Genomic DNA, 20,847 nt, shown 5'->3' on the forward strand with positions numbered 1-20,847 from the left:
CTTAAGTGTATTTATTGAAGGTGATTGTTTTCATAAATGTACTAATCTTGAGCTGGCTCAGTAGGAGATGAGAAGTATTTCATCAATGGAACAAATGATCAATTTGAATATGTTGAAATCACTATTTCAACGCTCTGCTGATGTGATTTTCCAACAATATAATTTTCAGCAATATACAGTACATTTGATAACTTGTGATGCAATGGTCAATGAGCAAATACTTCAAACTGTGGTTGTTCAACGTGTTCAATCTTTGTTAAGCAAAGTCTCTGAGGACATGTTAGAGGAAGAAATCGAACAGCATTTACACATACCCTATTTACAAAAGATTTTATCGAAAGAGGATGCAGTGACAAGAGTCTATAAAGGCCATGTCTTATTGTATTTTGAAGAAAATCAGTTACTTTATTCTAGCGATATTTCAAAAAGACCAAATCGAGAGCCTGGGGAAACAACACTAGAACTAGTGGTCAAAGGACCTAGAGATGACTTTATTGAAGATGTTTTTATTAATATTGCTTTATTAAGAAAACGATTACCCACTAATTCTTTTAGTGTTGAGACATTAGAAATTGGCAAGCGCTCTAAAACAACAGTAGCCATCCTTTATATGGAAGACATTGTGAATTTAAATATGCTGGAACAAATTCGACTTCAATTACAAAAAATTGATACGGATATTGTTATCAATGGTGACTTGTTAATGGAAACAATCGAAAAGACAGCAACCATCCTTCCAAGACATGATTATACAGGAAGACCTGATTTTGCTTTGCAGTCATTAATTAATGGGCGAATATTAATAATGATTGATGGCGTATCCTATGCTTTAATTACGCCTACAAATATTATGCTACTCTTTAAATCGGCAGAGGATAATGAATATCCAATCATTGTCAGTTCACTGGAGCGATTACTTCGAATTGTAGGGATCTTAATTAGTATGCTATTACCAGGTTTGTGGCTTGCGTTGACGACTTATCATCAAGAGCAGCTTCCTTTTATTCTTCTTGCAACGGTTGTTGAGTCGAGAACAGGGCTACCTTTTCCAACAATTCTTGAAATATTAATGATGCTATTTATGTTTGAATTGTTTCGGGAGGCCAACTTGCGTCTACCAAGTGCAATCAGTGGCTCAATCAGTGTTGTGGGAGGATTAATTATTGGTGATGCTGCCATTAAAGCAGGTGTTACAAGTCCTTCCATGATTGTTGTGATTGCCATTTCAAGTATTGCTGCTTTTACACTGGTCAATCAATCCTTTGTGACGGCTATGAGTATTTTTCGATTAATCATTATTATGGCTTCTGCGTTTTTTGGTTTATTTGGTTTCTTTATTTCAGTCTTTTTCATACTGCTATATACGGCTAATATGCAAGTCCTGGGTGTGCCCTATATAAACTTTAGTGCAGACTTCGAAAAGGGCAGTCTTCGAAAATCATTATTGCGCCCCTCTCCAAAGAGCTATACGAAGCGACCTTCATTTTTAAAGCCACAGGATCAAACGCGTACTTCAGATAAAAAATAAGCAAATTCCAGAGAAGATCAGGTATTGTCGGTACCTGATCTTTTTTGTGACCTTTGCTTTAGTGGTCTTTTCTATTTTCCATTTAAATAGGAAATGAGACATAAAATGTGATTACATACCTTTTTAGTTTACTTTCTTGTCAAGGATTATTAAACTATTTGTTACGGTGTGTAAATTTTTTGTATGAATAAAATAAAAATTGATTTTGTGTTTTAATTTATGTAGGATAGACAAGCAATGTTTGCTTTACAAACAAAAAATAGAGTTAATTATAATATAATAATATTCTAGAATATTATAGATGAGGAAGTACCGCTTTTTATGAAAAATAGAAAAATAAAACTAATATTAATTCTATCAACGATTTTATTATGTTTGTTTACAAGTTTAAACATCTTTACATCCTATGTAAAAATAAAAAAGACCGTTGAAGAGTCGATTGCCAATCAAAGTTTAGAGGCAGCTCATTCTATTGCTGCATCCATTGATACGGATGCATACCAGCAATTTTTAAATAATCCACAGGAAAATGATTATTATTGGAAAGTAAGAAATTATTTAAACGATGCAAGAATAAAACTAGGGGCACTATTTGTTTATACCTTAAAGGTGGACAATCCAGAAGTATCAATAGCCATGATTACGGGGATGCCAAAAGAAATGAAAGAGGGCTTCGGTATTGGTGTGGTTTGTACTGTTCCTGCAAAGCAAGTTAAAAAGGCCTATAACGGTGAAACCTATGTCACAGAGGTAATTCATGATTCTGTACATGGGTCTTATTTGTCGGTTGGTGCACCCATCAAAGATGACAATGGGAAAATTATCGGGTATTTAGGCATTGACATCAGTGCAGATACGCTAAATGGTATTAAGGGTAAAGTCATTGAAGACAACCTATTTAATTTTATTTTTAATGGTGTGCTTATTTTAATTGTCATCGGTTCTTTTTTATTTTTACAAAGATGGTATCAAAAAGAGGTAGCGAAGGAAGTTGGAGCTACAGAGGACACGTACCTAGCAGAAATCAAAACATTGATTACCTCGGTGTCGTCCCTTCGTCATGATTTTACGAATCATATTCAAGTGTTACATGGTTTATTACAATTAGAAAAAACAGATCAGGCTAAACAATATTTATCTTCACTATCCAAAGAAGTGCAAGCGATTAAATCATTAAAATTAAATATTGATCATCCAGGTTTATCCATATTATTGCAAACGAAGAAATTAACGGCTCAAAATCATAATATCGATATGGATTTTACTATTTCTCAAGATGACTTTAATAAGATTAAAACGACAGATTTAATCAAGATTCTATCTAATTTAATTGATAACGCAATTGATGCTGCTGTTGAATTACCTGAGGAACAACGTAAAATTAAAATTTGCTGTTCAGCAGATGAGGCACAGTATGAATTTAAAATTACTAATACAGGGCCAAATATTGCGAATTCTGATCAAATATTTAAGCAAGGATTTTCAACGAAAAAACATGAGAATGGTAGATTAAGAGGCCAAGGCTTATTTATTGTGAAAGAAATTGTTGCTAAATATAATGGTCATATTTCAATTGATTCATCAAAACATTTAGAAACGACTGCCATTGTCCATCTTCCAATAAAATAATAGAAAAAGCTTTCTACAAGAAATTGTAGGGAGCTTTTTTCTATGTATAGGACATACATTACAAAGTAGAAAGTGATATGATGAAGGAGATGAAGAAAATGGAAAAGGCTCTCCTGGCGTTATTGAGAAAGGGTGGGCTCACTTTATATGCAAGGCATGGGACTGCAACTGTCGGTGTCGATCAAGCCTATGGAACATTTCACAGTTGTCGAAATCAACGGAATTTGTCCGATCATGGTCATAGAGAGGCTATGTATTATGGTCACATGCTACGCTATTGGCAAATTCCCATCCTTTCCACCATTACTACTAGCCCTTTCTGTCGGACGATTGAAACAGCTCGCCTGGCATTTCCAACTGACAATGTGCAAATCGACCCCTTTTTGTTTGAAATTTTTATGTTAGGTGGCAATCTTGCTAGTGTTGAGCAAACTCGCATATTAACGACTCTTACATCAATGTTGGAAATCATACCACCACAGGGCATGAATAGCGTAATCATTGGTCATAGCTTTCCAAGAGATGTGGGACTTGGTGTCATTTCGAATATGGGGACGGTTGTCATAAAACCGAGGGGTCTAGGACAAGGTTATGAGATTGTCAGAAAACTAACCTTAGAACATTTAGCAACATTAGATTCCATTTGAAAAGAGGGGAAATATGAAGATTAAAACAGTTGCGCAATGTACATTAGAGGAAATATTGAAAGCATGGAACAAAGGCTTCGAAGGCTATTTTGTTGAAATCAATATGACAGCAGAAATGTTTTTACAGCGACTAGTGGGGGAGGGGCTATCTCCTGAGCATTCCATCGTCGTTTTCGACCAAAATGAACCGATTGCCATTGTTATGAATGGCTTTCGTACCATCGATGGCAAAAAAATTGCTTGGAATGGGGGGACAGGTATTTCCCCAGCGTATCGTGGTAAGGGAGTCTCGCGCCTATTAATGGAGGAAACCTTAGCCATCTATAAACGGGAAAACGTAGAAATGGGTACGCTGGAAGCGATTAAGGAAAACCAGATAGCCATTGCTTTATATGAAAAATATGGCTATGTAATTACTCATCACTTACTATTTTTAAGTGGCGAGTATGAAGCAAAAGCAGAATCTACAGCCACTCTTCATATAGCAACCATTCGTCCTGAACAGCTAGCACATCTATCTTTTTATCAGGAAGATGTTCCTTGGCAGTGTAGCTGGCAGAGTGTGAAGCAGGGAGAAGCCAAGGTGTTTTATAACGATAACAAGGAAGCACTGGGCTATATGCTATACAAAACCGTGTGGAATAAACATGGTGAGGTGGAGCGTATTCTACTTTACCAATTGGTAATACTTGAAGAAAGTAATGTAGATTTACTTCCACAGTTTTTAGCAAGTATTACAACAGATAAAGTCCATTTGACGACAGTGAACTTCTTAGCAAGCAACCCAGCAACGAACTATTTATTAAAGCATGGGCTTAAGGTGACGACAGAGCAGGTACAGATGTTAAAGCGATTTTAAGTGGGTTGTACTTTACTTTGCTGTAACGGTTTTATTATCAGGTATTAGCTTTGACGCTGTCCAGCTACTTAAAATTATTGTTTATGACTGCAGGTGGATTGACGATATACTTATTAAATAAAAAATTGATTTATCCAAATAAAATGAGCGAGCTTCCGATTAAAGAGAGGCTCGCTTTTCTACTATTAATCAACGGTTACAGCTAGTTCTTTAACAATGAATGATGGTGAACCATGACCGCTTGGTAAAAAATAAAGATCGGAGCTAATGGCTTCTATATCTTTAAGTAAGCTAAAGAAATTACCCGCAATGGTCATTTGCTTCACGGGTGAGGCAATTTTGCCGTCTTGAATATGGAATCCTTGTGCAGCAACAGAGAAGTCACCTGAAATACTATTCGTACCAGAATGAAGCCCTGATAAATTGGTTACAAGTACTCCTTCTGATAAAGAGGCGATTAATGTGTCCTGTGTATCTTGGCTAGGTGCAATATATATGTTTTGAGGAGCAATGGACAGCGTCTCTTTATAGGATTCTCTTTTTGCATGGCCTGTTGTTTCACAGCCATCTTTAGTAGCTGTTTTCCGATTATGCAAAAGGGTTTGTAATGTCCCATCAGCAATAATGGCTTGATGTTTTGTCGCAACGCCTTCACCATCAAAGTTCCCACCAGATAGCGCATCTGGATGATAAGGAGCATTGAGAAGTGTGACCCCTTCAGAGGCGACTCGCTGCCCCACCTTTCCTTTTAACAATGACTGATTCTTTTGTGCATTTTCGGCAGAAAAAATAGGCATAAAGGTACTAAGTAGTGCAGCTGCCGCATCATGACGAAGAAGGATAGGGTATTTGCTAGAAGGGATGGACTGTTCACCTAAGTTGGCAAGTGCCTCCTCAGCAACTTTCTTGGCAATAGCATTTACATCAAGTGCATGGAAATCTCTCGTTGTTATTAAATATTCACCTGATTTTAACTCGTCTCCTTCTTTGACCACAGTTGAAAGATAGAGGATTAAGCCATTTTCCTTATGTGATAAAGATAAATTTTTACTATTCGCTAAAGTCCGCTCCGTTGAATAGTATTGGAGTATACAATAATCGAGCGTAACAATGCGAGGATCATATGCTCGTATCTTCTGTTCTATGGCACGTAGGATATCGATTTTTTCAGGAATACTAACAGCTGCTAACGATTCATTGTAAAAAGAGTGCTCAGCATATTCCGGGCTGCCTTCAAAAATGGAGAGGTCTTCATATTCATCTAGTACCTCTGCGTTGGCTTTTACATGGTCAATTAAAAAAGAGATGGAATCATCATCTACTTTTTCCGTATAAGCATAGCCCATCTTGCCTTTATAGAGACCTCGAAGACTAAGACCTCCATCCTCAGATGTTTCGTAGCTATCTAATTCACCCTCATACAGTGTACATTGGAAAGAAGTTTTCTGTTCATAATAGACTTCTGCTTCCGTTAGTCCAGCCAGTGCTGCTTGTTGTAAAAGTTTATTTTGGAACTGTGTGATACTCATAGTTTATTCCCCCTTTGTTCCACCAACAGTTATTTCACTTACGCGAATCATCGGCTGTCCGACATTGACAGGAAGGCTACCACTAAGTGATCCACACATGCCTGCTCCATGAGCGAGATTATTCCCAACTTGATCCACTAACTGCAATGTCTTGGCTCCGTTGCCAATGAGCGTGGCGCCACGCACAGGACGATCTATTTTGCCATCTTTGACGATATAGGCTTCCATCACCGCAAAATTATAATCACCAGTGGTAGGGGAAACTTGTCCTCCACCCATATATTTTGCATAAATGCCATACTCCGTAGAGGCAATTATATCTGCTGGGGTAGATGTTCCCGGTGCGATGTAAGTATTGGTCATACGTGAGGTCGGATTAAATCGATAAGATTGGCGACGTGAAGAGCCTGTTGGCTGAGCATTCATGCGTCGAGCATTAAACTTATCAATTAAGTAGCCCTTTAATATGCCATTTTCAATTAAAATATTTCTTCTTGTTTTTTCTCCTTCATCATCAATGTTTAGCGAACCCCATTCATTCGGAAGTGTGCCATCATCAATATATGTAACGATTTCAGGAGCCACTCTTTCACCAATACGATTGGCAAAGACAGAATTGTTTTTAGCAACAGCCGTAGCTTCTAAGCCATGACCGCAAGCTTCATGGAAAATGACACCACCAAATTCGTTATCAATAATGACAGGGAATTTACCACTTGGACATTCATCTGCATGAAGCATCGTCACAGCAATACGTGCAGCCTCTCCTGCATAGTGGTTTAGATCTAGTTGCTCAATAAATTCAAAGCCTGCATGTGCACCAGGTCCATAAAAGCCTGTTTGGATTTCGTTGCCTTCTGTGGCAGTCGCTTGTATGCTGAGTCTACTGTGAACACGTGTATCCTCTACAAATTTGCCTTCAGAATTAGCAATTAGTATGTTTTGTTGTTCGTCTAAATAGCGAACCCTTGCTTGGCTAATACGAGAATCATAATTTCGTGCTATGGAGTCTGCTTGACGCATAATAGCTATTTTACTTGCGTGCTCCACTGTATTGGGCATACGGAGGATTTGATGAATAGGTGGGATGATTTCCTTATGAAGTGGGTGAATGGTACCCGATGCGTCACCTTTAATCGCTAATGCTGCTCTTTTGGCTGCTGCAAGTAAACCTTCCTCTGAAAAGTCATTGGTATAGGTATAAATACTTTGAAATCCTGAAAAAATCCGGATGCCGATACCGAAATCACGGCCAGCTATACTTTGTTCAATTTTTCCACTTTGTAATAGGAATTCATTGGTGTACTTATCTTCAATGAAGATTTCAGAAAAATCACCGCCTGTTACAAGAGCCGCTTCAAGCACATTTTCTATAATCGATTGTTTAAGCATGTATCTTCCTCCTTTTCTTGATTATACCAAATTATTAAAAAATTCTGTATTATGCTATTTTCCTAAATAACTGATGAAAATAACCACACAAATGTATGTATATTGCTAATAAAATTTTTTATGACATATTTTTTGTACATTTTCACCAAACTAATGGAAAGGTAGAGGAAGGTGAAGAGATGCAACAACCATTTGATGTGGGAGATATTGTTTATATTTTTTACCGCAATCCACATATTCAAGATGTAACGAATATACAGGAAGCGGCAGTGGTACATCATCCAGAGCAACCAGAGGAGCTAGCGCTATTTTTATTTGAAACATATTATCCAATCACAAATGACATGTTAATTTTTGCAAGTGAGATGGCGGCTGAACAAGCTTATCATCAGTATTTTCATTAAGGGAGGACTCACATGATGAAGCCATTTACCCCTCAGCTTGTTTATTTTGAGCCTGATGCTCTTCATTATCCACTAGGTCAGGAGCTAAAAGCGAAGTTTGAGCAGATGGGGATTGAAATTCGCTATACAACTTCGCACAATCAAGTGAGAAATCTTCCTGGTGACAATGATTTTCAAAAGTATCGGGTAGCCAAATCGACATTAGTAGTGGGCATTCGAAAAACATTAAAGTTTGATACATCTAAGCCCTCAGCTGAATATGCCATTCCATTTGCCACAGGCTGTATGGGGCATTGTCATTATTGCTATTTACAAACAACAATGGGCAGTAAACCTTATATTCGGACGTATGTCAATGTCGATGAAATTCTAGAACAAGCTGATCACTATATGGCTGAACGAGCTCCTGACATCACACGCTTTGAGGCATCCTGTACCTCTGATATTGTAGGAATTGATCATCTAACACATACTTTAAAGCGAGCCATTGAGCATTTTGGCCAAAGTGAGCTAGGCCAATTACGATTTGTGACGAAATTCCATCATGTGGATCATCTATTGGATGCCAGGCATAATGGGCGGACAAGGTTTCGTTTTAGTGTCAATGCTGATTATGTGATTAAACATTTTGAGCCAGGTACCTCTCCGTTAGCGAAGCGTATTGAAGCAGCGGGGAAAGTGGCAAGAGCTGGCTATCCACTTGGCTTTATTGTGGCCCCAATCTATCTTCATGATGGCTGGCAGGAGGGCTATTACCATATGTTTGAGCGATTGGATGCTGAATTACCAAAGGATGTGCGAGATGACATCACCTTTGAGTTTATTCAGCATCGCTTTACAAAGCCAGCCAAACGTGTGATAGAAAAAAATTACCCGATGACGAAGCTAGAGCTCGATGAGACGGTGAGACGATATAAATGGGGCAAATATGGGATTGGTAAATATATTTATCAAAAAGAAGAAGAGGAAGACATTAAGGAGCACCTGTATGGCTATATGCAAAAATTTTTTCCTCAAGCGAAATTAGAATATTTCACATGACAAGTAGAGAGAGAACAGCTTGTTTTCTCTCTAAAAATATAGGGTGATCTATTAAATCGTTTGGCAAATCTGACAGTGAAAAATATTGCATTGTTTCTGATTCAGTGTAATCAATCACTATATTACCGAGCTCATTTCTTGGACTGCTGTCACTGCGTATAATTCGTCCCCATTTGATACTTTAAGGTAACAATCTGGACCAGAAAAAACACCTAGTAACTGTGTATCCTCAAAGCTCTCGTCTAATTTAGGAAGTCCCTCATATCTTTTTTGTAGTAATAGTTCGTTTGATGGATTAAGCATGATGACCACCTAACCAGGTAAAATGATTGGCTGCTGTCCTACATACTGTTTTAGAAATTTATAGTATTCCATCATGTTCGAAACTATTGGCTTTGTATAATCCGAAAGTCAATGGTAACGCTAACAGAGATCGTCGTGAAGAAGGGGAGAATACATGGATGGATTCATTTCAACTAAATTGTTGGTCAGAACATGGGGAATTAAAAGTGGTGATGCTTTGTGCACCATCAATCGTAGATGTAACAGATTTAACAATAGCAGAGCAGGTTGGTTGGAGTGATACGGTCAACCATCAGAAAGCAATGGAGAACTTCATGGCATTCAAGACAACATTAGAAAACGCTGGGGTACATGTACTTGATTATGCAAAGGAACTAGCCCATGATCAGCAGCTATTAAGTGAACAGTTACTCAATCGTTATTTTGTACGTGACCTCGCCTGTGTCATTGGTAATCGACTTTTACTTGGAAAGGCAGGCAGTTCACTTAGAAGACCAGAGTATCCTTTTGCTCATTCACTTTTAGAGAGATGGTTTCCGCAGCAATGGATAGTTACATCACAACCACTTCATTCATTCGAGTGCGGAGATTTGTTAATTTTAAATAAAGATGCTGTGCTCATTAATCTTGGGATGAGAACAACATTAGAGGCTATCGAAAGTTTGAAGGAAAGCATTTTTCAAGAGGGCTTTTCAGAAATTGCTGTGATTGATTTACCTAAAAGTAATGATACGCTGCATTTAGATATGAATTGTAATGTAGTGAACGCTAATCTGGTAGTAGCTAAAAGCTTTGTACGCCATTTTCCTGTGCAGGTGTTGACAGCACAAAGCAGTCGTTTTGACATGGTAGAGCCATTTTTACAGCGCCATGGTTTTGATGTTTACTGGCTAGACACATATAAGACCATTCCAGACATTAACTTCATTAACCTGAATCCAGAAACACTGTTGATAAGCAAGCAGGCAACGCAACAACAATTATTGGCGCATCCACTGCTAAAGAAAAAGAACTTGCTTGAAGTCGATGTCACAGAGCTTGAAAAAGGCGGCGGTGGCATTCGCTGTATGACATTGCCATTGGTAAGAACGTAACGAAGGGCTGATAAAAATGACTTCAAAATCAACTAAAGGAAGTATGGCATGGTGGCAGCTTTCGCTTCTTGGTATCGGTTGTACACTGGGAACTGGCTTTTTTCTTGGGACAAGTATGGCCATTCATAAAAGTGGGCCTGCGGTATTAATTCCTTTTTTATTAGCGGCCATTTGTACGTATATAGTGTATGATGCACTTGTTAAAATGTCTGTGGAAAACCCAGATAAAGGCTCATTTCGTACCTATGCCAAGCAAGCCTTTGGACGCTGGGCAGGCTTTAGTAATGGCTGGGTTTACTTGATTTCTGAGTTATTGATTATGGGGAGCCAGCTGATGGCACTCGGTATTTTTACGAAGTTTTGGTTTCCAGCGCTGCCACTCTGGATTGCTGCATCAATTTATGCTGCAATCGGATTAGTCGTTATCCTCACGGGTATGAAGGGGTTTGAAAATTTTCAAAATATCTTCGGCGCCCTAAAGGCAGCGGCCATCATTATGTTCATTATCGTAGCGGTGATCATCATCATGAAAGGCACACAATCCGCTACATTGGCTTCACTTCAAGCTAATTATGAAGCATTTTTCTCGCAAGGAATAAAAGGCATTTGGCTTGGCTTGCTTTATGCCTTTTATGCATACGGAGGAATTGAAGTGATGGGTTTAATGGTCATCGATTTGAAAAATCCAAAGGAAGCGCCAAAAGCAGGGAGAATGATGCTGTTTGTGATTACGATTATTTTTATCATGGCTATAGCCCTTGCATTGTTACTCGTTTCGTGGAAAGACTTTTCAATCGATGAAAGTCCTTTTATTACAGCGCTTCAAAATTATCATATACCCTTTGTGGCAGATATTTTTAATGGTGTGTTAATCATTGCTGGTTTTTCAACAATGGTGGCTTCGCTCTATGCAGTCATTACCATTCTTACTACACTTGCTGAGGACCATGATGCACCGGCAATACTCGCAAAGAAAGGAAAAATGAAAGTTCCTTTTCCAGCCTTGTTATTTTTAACGGGTGGGTTAGTGATCACGATTGTGATTGGTTTTTTGATGCCAGAAAAAATCTTTGAATATTTGATCACGGCAGCGGGTTTAATGTTGATCTATAATTGGCTTTTTATTTTAGTAACATATTGGAAGCTTATGGAGTTAACGAAGTGGGGGCATGTAAAGAATGGTATAGGGATGTTGCTCATTGCTGTGACGGTATCTGGGACTTTAGGCGAAAAAACAAGCAGACTCGGTTTTTGCGTGAGCCTGCTCTTTATTGTCTTAATCGGTGTGGCGACCTGGATCGTTGTGAAAAGGCAAAAAAACATTGTGTAATGAACCATTTTCCTGTGACATCCGTAAAAAAGGACACTTGGATGGACTATGGTTATCATCACTTAAAAAATATTGCTTCCATTCATAGCTATCCTCTTGCCCGTACCATTTTAAATCTGGATGCCCTGGAACCGTGTCATAGTCTGCAATACGCTGGCGGATCAGCTTTTTGATTTTTCGTCCAAAGGCGGTCGAGTCGTTAATATCATCAAATATCCAACGTGGTTGAATAGCCATCAATAAAGTTGAAAAATGACGACTCTTTCGCAATTTATGGGCTGGTGTTGCACAAGAAATAAAATAGGGCTCTCCATGAAAGCAAAACTCCCACTCATGGTGGGTTGGTTCCATTGGTATTCCCTCAGGCCAATCCATCTCATCCATATTGGTTAAATTGTTTAAGATGGACCAAAATAACTGCTGATAATCTGCCACCTCAAAGCTATCTCGCATATCATGAGGGGTATGAAAGAACACAGTGAGTGTTGTATACTTCCCGAAAGTTCGTGACGCTTTCGTATAGTCCTTTAAGCATTGTGCCAACATCTTAATCGATTGCTCCTCCCGTGGATCCCCGACAAAACTATAGCGCAAATGGTTTGATAAAAAGCCCATTCTTGCTGGTATACACGGAAATGTATTCGCTTCGTCTGCAATCGTGGCAGCAAAGTCAGTATAAGCTGACTGTTGCCATAATGGAAGTGTTTCAAACTGTTCCTCGATCCACTCCCTATCAAACACTACTACTTCCACTTGAGACTCCTCCTTCTACTCACCTTTATACTATTAAAGAAAAGACAAAGTGGTTACGAATCTAAGGTGAGTGACACGGGTATTCTGATAAAGTTTTTTATGCTTCATTTCACGTTATGGATAACCAAAAGATAAATAACTCGATTAAAGAGAATAAGCGGTTTAAGTTAAGAAGTGATCACTTTAAGCCAGAAGATGAGCGGTTTTGAATCAAGAGTGAGCGCTTTGAAATAAGGCAAGAGCGCTTTGAAGGCTAGAATGATCACTTCGAACTAGGGAGAGAGCGGCTTAGAAGTAAAAGAGAGCGCTTCAAGCCAGGAAAAGATCGGTTGCGAACCAAAAGAAAGCGCTTCGAACCAAGGCAAGAGCGGCTTTGAATCAGAAGCGAGCACTTCAAACCAAAGAAAGAGCGGTTGTGAACCAAAGAGAGCGCTTCGAGCCAAGAAAAGAGCGGTTGTGAACCAAAGAGAGCGCTTCGAACCAAAGAAAGAGCAGTTGTGAACCAAAAGAGAGCGCTTCGAGCCAGGAAAAGAGCGGCTGTGAACCAAAAGAGAGCGCTTCGAACCAAGGCAAGAGCGGTTGTGAACCAAAAGAGAGCGGCTTCGAACTAGGGAGAGAGCGGTTAGAAGTAAAAGAGAGCGCTTCGAACTAGGGAGAGAGCGGCTTAGAAGTAAAAGAGAGCGCTTTGAGCCAGGAAAAGAGCGGCTGTGAACCAAAAGAGAGCGCTTCGAACCAAGGAAAGAGCGGCTTTGAATCAGAAGTGAGGCCTTCGAACCAAAGAATGATCGGTTTAGAAGTAATAATGATCACTTCTGGCCAAAGAAAGAGCGGTAGCGGTTCAAAAGTGATCACTTCGAGCCAAGGAAAGAGCGGCTTTGAATCAAATGAGATCACTTCAAGCCAAGGAAAGAGCGGCTTTGAATAAAAAGCCATCACCACACTCCCAAAGCAGCATGGTCTCAGCCTTTTTGTTGAAAAACCTTTTCCTCTAGAATGGTTAGAGCATGCTGGATGTCCTTTAGATCATCCTGTGTTGCGTGTTGAATAAGCTGTAAAAAGCGTTCTTCGATACAGGTGAATGCCTCCTCCATCATTTTTTCGCCTTCTTTGGACAAGCGGACATACTGCTTTCTTCGGTCGGCTGTGTCGCTAAATTTTTCGATTAGCTGTCGTTCCTGCAATTTCCGTAATTCACGGCTTGTATTAGGTAAGGACATGTGTTGACAATCACTGATTTCGGTTGGTGTGACAGGTTGGCTTACTTTAATATATTCAAGAATTTTATATTGTAGCGGTGTGATATTCGCAGCGGTAACATTTTGTGTGAGATCATGTGTCACTTGATGGATGGTGGCTGTAAATGATACAAACTGATGAAATAAAGCGCTTTTATTCAATGGGATCACCTCTTACTGTCAAGATAACAAATAACTTGTCTTAAAACAATTATCATTTGACAACTAAATTTAGATGAATTATTATTTTGTTGTCAAATGATAAGTAATGAGGAGGCACACAATGAAAACGTTAATTGTTTATACATACCCAAACCATAAAAGTTTAAATTATGCTTTTTTACAAGAGGTGATAAAGGGGTGTCGTGAAAATCCTGACATCGAGGAGATTCAAATACTAGATTTATATGAAGAAGAGTTCGATCCTCGCTTAATTTTTCATGAGCATAAGCGACGTCGTGATATGTATCAGGATCCGAAAATGGAAAAATACCGCCAACAGCTCTCTTGGGCAGATCAAATTGTATTTGTTTATCCGATCTGGTGGGGGAGACCGCCAGCCATGCTGTTAGGGTATATTGACCAATTATTTGCGGCAAACTTTGCTTATCGCGATACAAAGGGGTTATTTCCAGAGGGTCTTTTAAAAGGGAAATCTGTTGTCTGTGTGTCTACGATGAAGGGGCCAACCAATTATCCATTCCTATGGTTGAACAATGCACATAAAATTTTGATGAAGAGAGCGTTGTTTAAGTTTGTTGGAATGAAAAAAGTGAAGTTTTTTGAGTTTGGTAATATGGAAAGCAAAAAAGGGAAACAACAGCAAAAACTAAATAAAGTCTATCAATATTTTAGAAAAGTAGCTTACTAGAAAAAATAACTCGTGCAGACGATTTTTAGTCGTTTGCACGAGTTGGCGTACTGTCGATAGGCACCGTAATCAAAAATCTTGTAAATTCAGCTAGCTTGCTTTCTACAGCAATAGTTCCGTGATGCATATCGATAATTTTTTTGACAATGGCTAGCCCTAATCCGCTACCGCCATTTCCAACGGTTCGTGATTGATCAGCCTTATAAAATCTTTCAAAAATATGCTTTTGTTGTTCTTCCGTTAAGCCAATACCAGTATCCTGAACCATCACCGTTATCGTATCTAATTGCTTCTTCATAGTCAGGGTGATGGTTCCTTTGGCGGGCGTAAACTTAATGCTATTTGTCAGCAAGTTCATCCATACTTGATTCATTAAATCCTCATCTGCTGTGATGCTCATGCCATCAAGATCGAGATCAAAGTCGATCTGTTTGGCTATCCAATTCGGTTCAAGTGCCAGTACAACATTGCGTAATTGTTTATCGAGTCGATAATTTATAGGCTCAAATGGATGATGCTGCGATTCTAAGGATGTTAGCTTGAGTAAATTGTCGCTAATCTTGGATAAACGATTACTTTCCAATTCAATTATATCTAAATAATGCTGACGCTTTTCTTCAGGTAGATTGATATTTTTCAGTGCCTTTGCAAAGCCATTAATAGACGTTAACGGTGACTGAATTTCATGAGAGACATTGGAAATGAATTCTTGACGCATTCTTTCCAGTTCACCTAATTCAACGGCCATATGATTAATACCATGAATCAATTGCCCAAATTGATCTTCTTCATCTGCTTTCAAATCCAACTGGACATCAAAATCACCTTTTGCCATGCGGCTTAATGCATCGACAATGGTATCCCAGTAGTTGCGTTGTCGATTTAGTCCAATTAAAAAGATAATAGCCGCTGAACAGGCGAAGAGCACAAACACGCCAATTACTGTTGCTAATTGTAGCCAAAATCCATGAGGTTCTGTCCCTAATCGACCATACAGCCATGTCGTTACGTGATAGGAAATAAAAGCAAAAACAGTATTGGCAATAAGAAACAAACAAAAGACCATGGCTAATCTTAAAAGGAATCTTCGTTTTCTCATGAAGCTAGTTCCAAGCGGTAGCCGAGCCCACGAATGGTACGAATGACAAAGCCACTCGTCTCCTGTGGGAAGCGCTCGCGAATTCTTTTGATATGGACATCAACTGTTCGTTCATCTCCCTCATAGTCGTAGCCCCAAATTTCTTCGATTAACTGTTCGCGGGAAAAGGTTTTGCCAACATAGCTTGCAAATGTAAATAATAGCTCGAATTCCTTTAAACGAAGTAGAATCGCCTCGCCGTTCATCTCCACTTCATGTGTGTGGCGATTCAGTTTGACGTTACCAGCCTCTACAACTTGAGAAAGGGAGATACGGTATCTTTTTAAGATTGACTTAACACGTACAATTAGCTCGGCAGGCTCAAATGGCTTCACGAGATAATCATCCGTCCCTAAATGAAAGCCTTTGATTTTTTGGGAGGTTTCTCCTTTAGCTGTGAGCATAAGGATTGGTAGATCTGTATTGAATGAACGTATTTCCTCACATAATGCCCAGCCATCCATGTTGGGCATCATAATGTCCATCACGACCATATCGACTTTTTCAGTGTCTAATTTGGACAGTGCATCAACACCATCGATAGCCTCAATCACCTCTAAGCCCTCATTTTGCAGAAACACTTTTACCAATTCTCGAATATGTGCATCATCATCCACCACTAATAGTTTTGTCATTTCAACAAACCCCTTTATTCAACGTCTTTAATGCGTAATTGCTGTATGGCAAACTCACGATACATAGCATGTGTTTCAAAGAGTGTTTCGTGTGTGCCACAGCCAGTAATATGCCCTTTCTCAATAAATAAAATTTGATCGGCATCTACCACTGTCGATAAACGGTGCGCAATGACTAATGTTGTGCGCCCTTGCATTAAGTTGTCTAATGCTTTTTGTACATAAATTTCTGATTTACTATCTAAGCTCGATGTGGCTTCATCCAGCATTAATATTTGCGGATTACGTAACAGCGCCCTTGCAATAGAGATACGCTGACGTTGTCCACCTGAAAGCTTGATGCCTCGTTCTCCAACTTCAGTGTCAAACTTGTCTGGAAGCTCATTAATAAATTGATCTGCATAGGCCATTTTAGCCACTTTTTCTAGTTCATCATCTTGCACTTCACGGTCAATACCATAGCAAATATTTTCTCGAATCGTACCTGATAGCAGGGCACTTTCCTGCGCCACATAGCCGATTTGACTACGCCAAGAGTGGAGTGAGAAAGTTTCGATTGGTGTATCTCCTAGTGTGATACTGCCGTTCGTAGGCTGATAGTATCGTTCTAGCAAAGAAAATGTGGTTGTTTTACCGCCACCACTTGGTCCTACGATGGCTGTTACTTTGCCTGGCTCAATTGTGAAGTTAATATCGGATAAAATAGGCTCTTCACCATAAGAAAAATCAACATTTTTAACATTAATGGGTTGGTCTACTTTTTCTACAGTTAAGCCTTCTTCAATATGTTCTTCCTCATATTCAAGTAATGCACTAATTCGTTCTGTAGCCCCCATTGCTTTTTGCAGTTGGGTAAAGAACATCGTCAATTGTGTCATCGGCATAATGATTTGGATTAAATATAAAATAAATGCTACCATATCGCCAGCCGTCAGCTCTCCAGAGGAAACACGGACACCACCATAGCCAATAATAGCTACAAGCACTGACATTAAAACAAATGAAATAAGCGGTGAAATCAGTGCGTGGATTTTCGCTTCTTTTAAGCCGAATGTAAAGAGATTTGTAATGCCTTTTTTTCCACGCTCATATTCAATTTGCTCAGCATTCGAAGCCTTTACTAGGCGTGTTTCAGGTAATACTTGATTTAATACAGACGTAAACTTCGCTGTTTCATCTTGCATCCCTTTTGAAATCACAAACATGCGTCTACCTAGCAGCATTAAAATCACCATTGCCAGTGGTACGGCAATCAGCATCACTAACGTCATTTTCCAATCTAAAAATAGAAGAATGATGATAGAACCTATAATGGAAATAACGCCAGATAAACAGTTTGCTAAATGCTCTGTTATAAGCTCTTTCACAACCCCTGTGTCATTCGTAACACGGCTTAATGTTTCGCCTGTATCATGTTCATCATAATAGGGGATTGGTAAATGCAACAGCTTTCGCCATAATTGATCGCGTAATTTTGCCACAACATGATGCCCAACGCGATTTAAATAATAGATGGATAATCCACTAGCAATAGCTTGTGCGATAAAGGCAATCCCCAATACAATGATTTGCCAATAATTAAGTGATTCTAACGAAAAGCCATCCACTAATTGTTTTGTAAATAATGGAACAATAAATCCTACACCCGTCGTTGCTAAACTCATCACTAAAGCGATGACAAGTAGCCAAATCGGTGGTTCAGCTCGTTTTACTAATTGTATAAAACGGCGCCAATCTTTTTGTTTTGTTGTATCTTTTGATGTCTCTTGCAAAGAAATAAGCCTCCTTCATTGTCCGAAAACAATGTATTTCGTTTCTATGGCTTTACTATAGCATGCGTTTATGAACTGAATATGAAATGAATGGTCATCAAAAAAGGTGATGCGATCACCACCTTTTGATGCTAGTCTGCGAATTCATCGTGGTATAAAGACTTACCAAGCAAGCGATAGATTCTCAAGGCTAGTTGGATTTGTAAGAGTTCCTCATAGCTTTTTAAATCGGTTTTTAAAATTTCTTTAATCTTTTCGATTCGATAAATTAATGTGTTGCGATGGATAAACATTTCCTTGGCTGTTTCACTTATATTCATATGATTAATAAAGTAATTTTCTAATGTAATTAGGTAGCTTGTCCCATGTAAAAGATCGTGCTCAAAGACAGTGCCCAAGCTTTCTAAGAAAAAGTCCTTGAGCTGCACTTCGTTAATATTCGAATCTAAAAAATGATAGATGGAGTGATCCGCAAAATGAGCTACAGCTCCACGTTCTTCGAAGCGATGCATAAGACGTAGTGCTTCATGTGCCTCTGCAAAGCTTTTATGAACAAATCGAATATGTTTATATTCTTTGCCAATTCCAATTAAGAAGGAGGTTTGGGTATGTTGCTGTACTAATAGTTGGAGAATGTTTTCTGCGTAGTGCTTTGTTTCATTGATTGTGAAATCTTGTTTGCCGTCCTGCTGTCCAACTAATAGGATGATTTGGTTGTTGCGATATAGGCACGTAATTTCTCCATTGATCGTACTAGAATGCTCATAAATTAAGTTCATACATTTTTTTGCAATATTATCGGACTCGTATTTTCGAGAAATTAAATCATGCTGGTTTTGAAGGTTTTCATGGCTAATAGAGATGACGATGCAATAATATTTATGGTTGATCTTTAAGCCGTGGAGATCACAAAGTGTTTGTAGCGTTTCAATCGAAGTGATTTTTCCAGTCAATAAATCATCAAAAAACTCCTGTTTAATTTTTAAACGTACACCCTCAATTTCCTTCTGTTTAATCCTTTCTAATGCCACGATCGTGGAGGCTTGCTCTAAAACGATGTAATCAAACTCATTCAGATCACGTACAGTTTGCCAAATGACAATATAGCCATAAATATAATTGGCAACTGCGACAGGGAGTATTCTACATTTCACTGCGATATCTTCTAATTGATAGATTCGTGTAATGGATTTTTGCATTTCATTGAGATCAATCGGGATAGTATCAATAAAATCCTTTGAAAACGTTGGACGATTCTTCTTTAGGTTGATCCCATAGGCAAGTGGCACTGGATTGGTATCAAGATCTGTATAATGCAGTAAATTCCAGTCATTATCTAAAAAGATAATTGGGTTATTAATTGTTTCGGCTAATTTTGAGGAAATGGATTCAATGCCTCCTCCTTCAAGTGCAACCTTAAATAGCGTATTGTGCATATCTAAAGATTTTCTATTTAATAGATCATAACCTCCTGATGCCTTTTCATTGATGATCGAGATGACCTTGGACAGGGTGTAATTATAAGGCAACTCTAATAACGGCAATCCATGTTGATTGGCAATATCGATCATGTTTTGAGGTGTTTTTTGTAAATAGCGCCTCATTTTGATGACGAGGCCAGCGCAATTGATTTTAGAGATTTCTTGGATGATTTTATTTTGTAATGCTTCATCGTCCTGGAAGATGTAGCCGGTTGTTAATAATAATTCATTCGGTGTCAGCCAATCAAATGCATCGGGATTTTCGATAATGTTTACAAGTGCGATTTCATTGTGAATGCCTTGTTCGCCAGCAACAATTTTAATTCCTTCAAGCGCCTTTATGTCTAATATATCTTTGATTGTTAGCAAATGATTTCACTCCTTTGCCATAATCTTATCACAAAACATTGTACATATTGCCTAAATCATCTACATTCTTTTTGGTTTTGCTAAACAATGATATCTACGGCATAAGAGAATAAAATAAAGCTTGTAAGACGGAAATGTGAAGATAATAACATTCTCGCGGTTCATTTCCATTTAGTTGAAATGAACAATAGGTCGGAAAAATGGAGGTATGAAATTGGTAGATATGAATGTAGTCTCAGAATTTTTAACTGCAGCTGAAGCAGGGGATATTAACGCTCTGAAAGGTTATTTACAACAAGGTGTGGATATTAATTCTCGAAATAAGCGTAAGCGTACAGCAATTTTACTTGCTGCGATGAATGATCAATTAGAAACAGTAAAATTTCTAATTCAGGAAGGAGCAGATATCGACCTTCAAGATCAAATTTGTTTAAACCCATTTTTGTATGGATGTATTAACGGAAAGTTAGAGCTTGTGAAAATGATGCTACAAGCAAACACAGATTTAGAGCGTTTAACACGCTTTGGCGGTGTCGGTATTCATCCAGCAAGTGAGAAGGGCTTTGTAGAAGTAGTTCGTGAACTTGCAACGACTACAGATATCAATGTCAACCATACAAATATTTGTGGCTGGACACCGTTGATTGAAGCCATCCTTCTAAATGATGGTGGAGAAAAGCAACAGGAAATTGTTCGTCTATTAGTTGAACATGGTGCAGATACACAATTAGTGGATCAATACGGAGTGACGCCATTAGCGATGGCTAGAGAAAAGGGATTCACTGAAATTGAAAAAATTCTACTAGAAGCAGGGGCAAAATAGTAGTACTCCTACGA

20 protein-coding genes are annotated in these 20,847 nt (G+C 38.6%); 10 read left to right on the forward strand and 10 right to left on the reverse strand.

The window, feature by feature from the left end; all coding sequences use genetic code 11:
* The first annotated feature begins 85 nt into the window (after positions 1–85).
* From MHB40_RS07940 to MHB40_RS07955, 4 genes are all read left to right on the forward strand, one after another.
* Positions 86–1,528, forward strand: coding sequence for a spore germination protein (locus MHB40_RS07940; protein ID WP_342534257.1), 1,443 nt, complete (start codon positions 86–88; stop codon positions 1,526–1,528).
* 321 nt (positions 1,529–1,849) lie between these two features.
* Positions 1,850–3,157, forward strand: coding sequence for an ATP-binding protein (locus tag MHB40_RS07945; protein ID WP_342534258.1), 1,308 nt, complete (start codon positions 1,850–1,852; stop codon positions 3,155–3,157).
* A gap of 98 nt (positions 3,158–3,255) precedes the next feature.
* Positions 3,256–3,804 (forward strand): histidine phosphatase family protein, encoded by a 549-nt coding sequence (locus MHB40_RS07950; protein WP_342534259.1) that lies wholly within the window; start codon positions 3,256–3,258, stop codon positions 3,802–3,804.
* A gap of 13 nt (positions 3,805–3,817) precedes the next feature.
* Positions 3,818–4,663: a GNAT family N-acetyltransferase gene (locus MHB40_RS07955; RefSeq protein ID WP_342534260.1), complete on the forward strand. Its 846-nt coding sequence runs from the start codon at positions 3,818–3,820 to the stop codon at positions 4,661–4,663.
* A gap of 185 nt (positions 4,664–4,848) precedes the next feature.
* Here the strand turns inward: MHB40_RS07955 and MHB40_RS07960 are convergent, their stop codons facing one another.
* A complete protein-coding gene (locus tag MHB40_RS07960; protein ID WP_342534261.1) occupies positions 4,849–6,192 on the reverse strand; it encodes a TldD/PmbA family protein in 1,344 nt (447 codons plus the stop codon).
* Positions 6,193–6,195: 3 nt separating this feature from the next.
* Positions 6,196–7,584 (reverse strand): TldD/PmbA family protein, encoded by a 1,389-nt coding sequence (locus tag MHB40_RS07965; protein WP_342443070.1) that lies wholly within the window; start codon positions 7,582–7,584, stop codon positions 6,196–6,198.
* A 179-nt stretch (positions 7,585–7,763) separates the two neighbouring features.
* On the opposite strand from MHB40_RS07965, the gene MHB40_RS07970 reads away from it, so the two are divergent.
* Both MHB40_RS07970 and splB read left to right on the forward strand, forming a co-directional pair.
* Positions 7,764–7,988: a transcriptional regulator SplA domain-containing protein gene (locus tag MHB40_RS07970; RefSeq protein ID WP_205442441.1), complete on the forward strand. Its 225-nt coding sequence runs from the start codon at positions 7,764–7,766 to the stop codon at positions 7,986–7,988.
* Between the two features lie 12 nt (positions 7,989–8,000).
* Positions 8,001–9,029, forward strand: coding sequence for a spore photoproduct lyase (gene splB / locus MHB40_RS07975; protein ID WP_342534262.1), 1,029 nt, complete (start codon positions 8,001–8,003; stop codon positions 9,027–9,029).
* 117 nt (positions 9,030–9,146) lie between these two features.
* On the opposite strand, the gene MHB40_RS07980 is transcribed toward splB, so the two are convergent.
* Complete coding sequence (locus MHB40_RS07980; protein WP_342443072.1) at positions 9,147–9,332, reverse strand: hypothetical protein; 186 nt, start codon at positions 9,330–9,332, stop codon at positions 9,147–9,149.
* Between the two features lie 26 nt (positions 9,333–9,358).
* Between MHB40_RS07980 and MHB40_RS07985 the strand changes: the two genes are divergently transcribed.
* Together MHB40_RS07985 and MHB40_RS07990 are read left to right on the forward strand one after the other, a co-directional pair.
* Positions 9,359–10,426: an arginine deiminase family protein gene (locus MHB40_RS07985; RefSeq protein WP_342534263.1), complete on the forward strand. Its 1,068-nt coding sequence runs from the start codon at positions 9,359–9,361 to the stop codon at positions 10,424–10,426.
* 16 nt (positions 10,427–10,442) lie between these two features.
* On the forward strand, positions 10,443–11,756 hold the full coding sequence (locus tag MHB40_RS07990) for an amino acid permease (protein ID WP_342534264.1): 1,314 nt from the start codon (positions 10,443–10,445) through the stop codon (positions 11,754–11,756).
* Here MHB40_RS07990 and MHB40_RS07995 read toward each other — a convergent pair.
* The 3 genes from MHB40_RS07995 to MHB40_RS08005 all read right to left on the reverse strand — a co-directional run bounded on the left by MHB40_RS07995 (position 11,703) and on the right by MHB40_RS08005 (position 13,906).
* Positions 11,703–12,509: a YqcI/YcgG family protein gene (locus MHB40_RS07995; protein WP_342534265.1), complete on the reverse strand. Its 807-nt coding sequence runs from the start codon at positions 12,507–12,509 to the stop codon at positions 11,703–11,705. The genes MHB40_RS07990 and MHB40_RS07995 overlap by 54 nt on opposite strands.
* 648 nt (positions 12,510–13,157) lie before the next feature.
* Positions 13,158–13,442: a hypothetical protein gene (locus tag MHB40_RS08000; protein ID WP_342443076.1), complete on the reverse strand. Its 285-nt coding sequence runs from the start codon at positions 13,440–13,442 to the stop codon at positions 13,158–13,160.
* Positions 13,443–13,468: 26 nt separating this feature from the next.
* Entirely contained in the window at positions 13,469–13,906 is a 438-nt protein-coding gene (locus tag MHB40_RS08005) for a MarR family transcriptional regulator (protein ID WP_342443077.1), read from the reverse strand.
* Positions 13,907–14,027: 121 nt separating this feature from the next.
* Here MHB40_RS08005 and MHB40_RS08010 point away from each other — a divergent pair, with 121 nt between their 5' ends.
* A complete protein-coding gene (locus MHB40_RS08010) occupies positions 14,028–14,615 on the forward strand; it encodes an NAD(P)H-dependent oxidoreductase (protein WP_342443078.1) in 588 nt (195 codons plus the stop codon).
* A 25-nt stretch (positions 14,616–14,640) separates the two neighbouring features.
* Here the strand turns inward: MHB40_RS08010 and MHB40_RS08015 are convergent, their stop codons facing one another.
* From MHB40_RS08015 to MHB40_RS08030, 4 genes are all read right to left on the reverse strand, one after another.
* Positions 14,641–15,714, reverse strand: a complete 1,074-nt coding sequence (locus MHB40_RS08015) for a HAMP domain-containing sensor histidine kinase (RefSeq protein WP_342443079.1) — start codon at positions 15,712–15,714, stop codon at positions 14,641–14,643.
* Positions 15,711–16,388 carry a response regulator transcription factor gene (locus MHB40_RS08020; RefSeq protein ID WP_342443080.1) on the reverse strand — a complete coding sequence of 226 codons (678 nt, stop codon included), beginning with the start codon at positions 16,386–16,388 and terminating at the stop codon, positions 15,711–15,713. The genes MHB40_RS08015 and MHB40_RS08020 overlap by 4 nt, the downstream gene beginning before the upstream one ends.
* A gap of 14 nt (positions 16,389–16,402) precedes the next feature.
* Positions 16,403–18,160 (reverse strand): ABC transporter ATP-binding protein, encoded by a 1,758-nt coding sequence (locus MHB40_RS08025; protein WP_342443081.1) that lies wholly within the window; start codon positions 18,158–18,160, stop codon positions 16,403–16,405.
* A 131-nt stretch (positions 18,161–18,291) separates the two neighbouring features.
* Complete coding sequence (locus tag MHB40_RS08030) at positions 18,292–20,010, reverse strand: PucR family transcriptional regulator (RefSeq protein WP_205442453.1); 1,719 nt, start codon at positions 20,008–20,010, stop codon at positions 18,292–18,294.
* 214 nt (positions 20,011–20,224) lie between these two features.
* On the opposite strand from MHB40_RS08030, the gene MHB40_RS08035 reads away from it, so the two are divergent.
* Positions 20,225–20,833, forward strand: a complete 609-nt coding sequence (locus MHB40_RS08035) for an ankyrin repeat domain-containing protein (RefSeq protein ID WP_205442454.1) — start codon at positions 20,225–20,227, stop codon at positions 20,831–20,833.
* The last annotated feature ends 14 nt before the right edge of the window (positions 20,834–20,847 follow it).

This window comes from Lysinibacillus sp. FSL K6-0057 (assembly GCF_038630885.1).
In the GTDB taxonomy this organism is placed as follows: domain Bacteria; phylum Bacillota; class Bacilli; order Bacillales_A; family Planococcaceae; genus Lysinibacillus; species Lysinibacillus fusiformis_F.

Excerpts from the sequence above, each read along its gene's own strand:
- MHB40_RS07955 (WP_342534260.1), top strand. The coding sequence starts at position 3,818 with ATGAAGATTAAAACAGTTGCGCAATGTACATTAGAGGAAATATTGAAA.
- MHB40_RS07990 (WP_342534264.1), top strand. The coding sequence starts at position 10,443 with ATGACTTCAAAATCAACTAAAGGAAGTATGGCATGGTGGCAGCTTTCG.
- MHB40_RS07945 (WP_342534258.1), top strand. The coding sequence starts at position 1,850 with ATGAAAAATAGAAAAATAAAACTAATATTAATTCTATCAACGATTTTA.
- MHB40_RS07940 (WP_342534257.1), top strand. The coding sequence starts at position 86 with ATGGAACAAATGATCAATTTGAATATGTTGAAATCACTATTTCAACGC.
- MHB40_RS07960 (WP_342534261.1), bottom strand. The coding sequence starts at position 6,192 with ATGAGTATCACACAGTTCCAAAATAAACTTTTACAACAAGCAGCACTG.
- MHB40_RS08015 (WP_342443079.1), bottom strand. The coding sequence starts at position 15,714 with ATGAGAAAACGAAGATTCCTTTTAAGATTAGCCATGGTCTTTTGTTTG.
- MHB40_RS08010 (WP_342443078.1), top strand. The coding sequence starts at position 14,028 with ATGAAAACGTTAATTGTTTATACATACCCAAACCATAAAAGTTTAAAT.
- MHB40_RS08020 (WP_342443080.1), bottom strand. The coding sequence starts at position 16,388 with ATGACAAAACTATTAGTGGTGGATGATGATGCACATATTCGAGAATTG.
- MHB40_RS07980 (WP_342443072.1), bottom strand. The coding sequence starts at position 9,332 with ATGCTTAATCCATCAAACGAACTATTACTACAAAAAAGATATGAGGGA.
- MHB40_RS07950 (WP_342534259.1), top strand. The coding sequence starts at position 3,256 with ATGGAAAAGGCTCTCCTGGCGTTATTGAGAAAGGGTGGGCTCACTTTA.
- MHB40_RS08000 (WP_342443076.1), bottom strand. The coding sequence starts at position 13,442 with ATGGCTTTTTATTCAAAGCCGCTCTTTCCTTGGCTTGAAGTGATCTCA.
- splB (WP_342534262.1), top strand. The coding sequence starts at position 8,001 with ATGATGAAGCCATTTACCCCTCAGCTTGTTTATTTTGAGCCTGATGCT.
- MHB40_RS07970 (WP_205442441.1), top strand. The coding sequence starts at position 7,764 with ATGCAACAACCATTTGATGTGGGAGATATTGTTTATATTTTTTACCGC.
- MHB40_RS07965 (WP_342443070.1), bottom strand. The coding sequence starts at position 7,584 with ATGCTTAAACAATCGATTATAGAAAATGTGCTTGAAGCGGCTCTTGTA.